The sequence below is a fragment of the Parasphingorhabdus sp. genome, assembly GCF_036964675.1.
Taxonomy (GTDB): Bacteria; Pseudomonadota; Alphaproteobacteria; order Sphingomonadales; family Sphingomonadaceae; genus Parasphingorhabdus.
Window position 1 is genome coordinate 1 of record NZ_JBALTF010000119.1, and the last position, 3433, is coordinate 3433.

Sequence of the window (3433 nt, forward strand, 5' to 3'; positions counted from 1 at the left end):
CAAGATCGGTGACGGTGACAAGAAGAAGGACCGGACATGAAGTTGAGAAGCGCGTATCTTGCTTCGGCATTGGTGCTAGCAGCGGTGATTACCGCACCAGCATCCGCACAGCAAACCGACTGGTCCAAGCGGGTCACCCTGTCGACCATGGGCGGTCATGTGCTCGGCAATCCTTTGGCGAAAAATCGCCTGGTCGAATATGTCAGCTACACCTGCAATCATTGCGCAGCCTTTGAAGTTGCTTCCAAAACCCCTCTGAAATCAGGATATATTACCAAGGGCCACGTCAGCGCGGAAGTGCGCAACTATGTCCGCGATGCGGTGGATTTTACCGCAGCGCTGCTGGCGCGATGCGGCGGCCGGACCAAGTTTTTTGGCAATCACAATGCGCTGATGGCATCACAGAATATATGGTTGAAAACGGTCCAGTCGACTTCTCCCGAAGTGCAAAAGACCTGGTATCAAGGCGAAATCAACGCACGGCTGAAGAAAATTGCCGCCGATGTCGGCTTTTACGGCATCATCGCCAAACGCGGCATCACCAAAGCGCAGGCAAATGTCTGCCTTGCCGACAAGGATGCCCAGGACAAGATACTGGCGATGACCAAATATGGCACGGAAACGGTCAAGATCACCGGTACGCCAAGCTTCACGATCAACGACAAGCTGCTGGACGCGGTGCACAGCTGGCCCACCCTGCAACCCGCGCTTGCCGCTCTCCCTTTGAAATGAATAAAATCTGGAACAGGAACAATATCATGCGTAAATCCCTTACACTTCTGCCAATCTCGCTCGCTCTTGCCTTGAGCGCTTGTGGCGGCGGCGCAGCCGATACCGCCGCAAGTGGTGCATCAGAAGCCGCAGCCGAAGTGAAAGCTCCTGCCGGCCAGAAATGGTCCGATACGGTTTCCAAAACCGACGCCGGCGGCATCGTCATGGGCAATCCCGACGCCCCGATCAAGCTGGTCGAATATATGTCGATCACCTGCTCGCACTGCAAGGATTTCGGTGAACAGGCCTTTGCACCGCTGCGCGACAATTATGTCGAAAGCGGCCGGGTCAGTTTTGAAATCCGCAATTTCGTTCGCGATCCACTGGATCTGTCCGCTGCGATCCTGTCCCGCTGCGGCGGTGAAGCCCCGTTTTTCCCGCTGACCGAACAGGCTTTGGGCTATCAGACGACAATGTTTGAAAAAGCGCAGGGCATGGGCGAAGCGACCTATGGTGACATATTGAATTCCCCCCCTGAAACGCGATTTGTTCGGCTGGCGGAACAGCTTGGCCTGATCTCCTTTTTTCAGCAGCGCGGCATTTCCGAAGACCAGGCCAAGGCTTGCCTGGCGGATACCGCCACCGCTGAAACATTGATGAACGGCACCCAGAAAGCCGCTGAAGATTTTAATATCGAAGGAACGCCGACATTCTTGCTCAACGGCCAGAAGATTGACGGCACCAACTGGGCGATGGTCGAAACCAAGCTGAAGGAGGCCGGCGCAAGATAAGCGCTGGACCCATCGCAAGAGAGGGCGCGATTTGAATTTGATCGTTAGCACAGGCGGCATGGGAGCGATTCCATGCAAATAAAGAAGCTCAGACTCTCGGGCTTCAAAAGCTTTGTCGATCCGACGGAGCTGCGCATTGAAAAAGGGCTGACCGGCGTGGTCGGCCCCAATGGCTGCGGCAAATCCAATCTGCTCGAGGCGATCCGCTGGGTGATGGGCGAAAATTCTGCCAAGTCGATGCGCGGCGGCGGCATGGAAGATGTGATCTTTGCCGGCACCCAGGACCGGCCCGAGCGGCAATTTGCCGAAGTCGCGCTGACCGCGGAACGGGAAATCAACGACGTGTCGTCCCTGCATGTTGGCGACAATGACAGCGAGCTGGAGATTGTCCGCCGGATCGAACGCGGCTCCGGTTCAGCCTATCGCGCCAATGGCACCGATGTCCGGGCCAAGGATATTGCCCTGATCTTCGCCGATGCCGCCACCGGCGCGCACAGCCCGGCGCTGGTCAGCCAGGGCAAGATATCCAACATCATTTCGTCCAAGCCCGAAGCCCGGCGGGAAATGCTGGAAGAAGCCGCCGGCATTTCCGGCCTCCACGTCCGGCGCAAGGATGCCGAGCAGAAATTGCGCGCGGCGGAAAAGAATCTATCCCGTCTCGACGATATTCTCGGCGACATGGAACAGCGTGCGGCCAATCTCAGACGGCAGGCGAAGCAGGCGGAGCGCTACAGGAAGCTGAGCACGGAAATCACCCTGGTTGAGGGGCGGCTGATCTACGCGCGCTGGAAAGAGGCCGCGGCAGCATCCGATCTGGCCAAGGCCGAAGCGGAAGCTGCCGAGGCCAAGGTCAATGCCGCGCAAAATGAACAACAGGCGGCCGTGTCGGCGCAGAATGAAAGCGCCAGGGCGCTCGGCATCCTCCGCACCGAGGTTCAGCGCGCGCGCGAACAGGCCAGCGAGTCCAGCCACCGCCTGCTGACCCTGACCAACGAACGGGACAATCTGAAATCACGGCTGCTTGATCTGCAGGCGCAGGCCCAGCGCATCCACGATGACAATGCCCGCGAAGATCAATTGACCCGCGATGCGATGGAGGCGCTGGCCCGGCTCGAACAGGACGAGAAGCGGCTTGCGACCGAATTGTCCGCTCTCAACAAGGAACGGCCGGATCTCGAGCGCGCCGCCGAACGGGCCGAACGCGCGGCCAGCGAGGCCGAGGTGGAACTGGCCAAGGCAGTGGCCGAAGAAGCGCGGATTCAGGCGGAGATCAAGGTCGCCAATGCCGCCGTTGATGCAGCGAAGGCCCGCCATGACCGGCTGGCGGTGGAGCTCGACCGGCTGAACGCCGAACGCGCCGAAATGGGCGATGAAGGAGAGATGCAGGCGGCTCTGGCCGAAGCGATCGCGACGCGGGAGGTGGCACAGAAAGCGGCGGACGGCAGTGGCGGCAAGATTGCAGCGCTCGAGGAGCAGAGAATAGCGGCGACCGCCGCGCGCGATGCCGCGCAATCCGGACTCGCCACGCTGAGGGCGGAACTGGCTGGCCTGAAATCCGAACATGATGCACTGAACCGGGAATTGTCCAGGGCCGAAAGCACCAACAAGGCGATTGATCAGGTCAAACCGGCCCCGGGCTATGAACGGGCTTTGGCAGCCGCGCTCGGCGATGATCTGCTCGCGTCTATTGGTGAAGATGGTGATCGCTTCTGGGGTGGTGGCAATATGTCCACTTCTGGCGATGCACCTGCCGGAACCGAGGTCCTGCTCGACAAAGTTCAGGCACCGGCAGAATTGCACAATCGCCTGTCGCAGATTTTTGTCACCGAAAGCGACGACGGCCAACCGCTCTCGGTCGGCCAGCGGCTGGTCACCAAGGCTGGTGCGCTGCGCCGCTGGGATGGCTTTGTCGCCCGCGACGACGGCAATGC

General features: G+C 59.7%; 3 protein-coding genes. All 3 read left to right on the top strand.

Going from position 1 to position 3433, the window contains the following annotated elements:
- The first annotated feature begins 36 nt into the window (after positions 1–36).
- The gene (locus V7665_RS13280; protein ID WP_335665012.1) at positions 37–732 is read left to right on the top strand and encodes a thioredoxin domain-containing protein; all 696 of its coding nucleotides are present in this window, start codon (positions 37–39) and stop codon (positions 730–732) included.
- A gap of 26 nt (positions 733–758) precedes the next feature.
- Positions 759–1502, top strand: coding sequence for a thioredoxin domain-containing protein (locus V7665_RS13285; RefSeq protein ID WP_335665013.1), 744 nt, complete (start codon positions 759–761; stop codon positions 1500–1502).
- 72 nt (positions 1503–1574) lie between these two features.
- A partial coding sequence (locus V7665_RS13290; protein WP_335665014.1) for a chromosome segregation SMC family protein occupies positions 1575–3433 on the top strand: 1859 nt, incomplete at its 3' end.

Bases quoted from the DNA above. Each gene is read 5' to 3' on its own strand.
- V7665_RS13280 (WP_335665012.1), top strand. From the start codon at position 37: ATGAAGTTGAGAAGCGCGTATCTTGCTTCGGCATTGGTGCTAGCAGCG.
- V7665_RS13285 (WP_335665013.1), top strand. From the start codon at position 759: ATGCGTAAATCCCTTACACTTCTGCCAATCTCGCTCGCTCTTGCCTTG.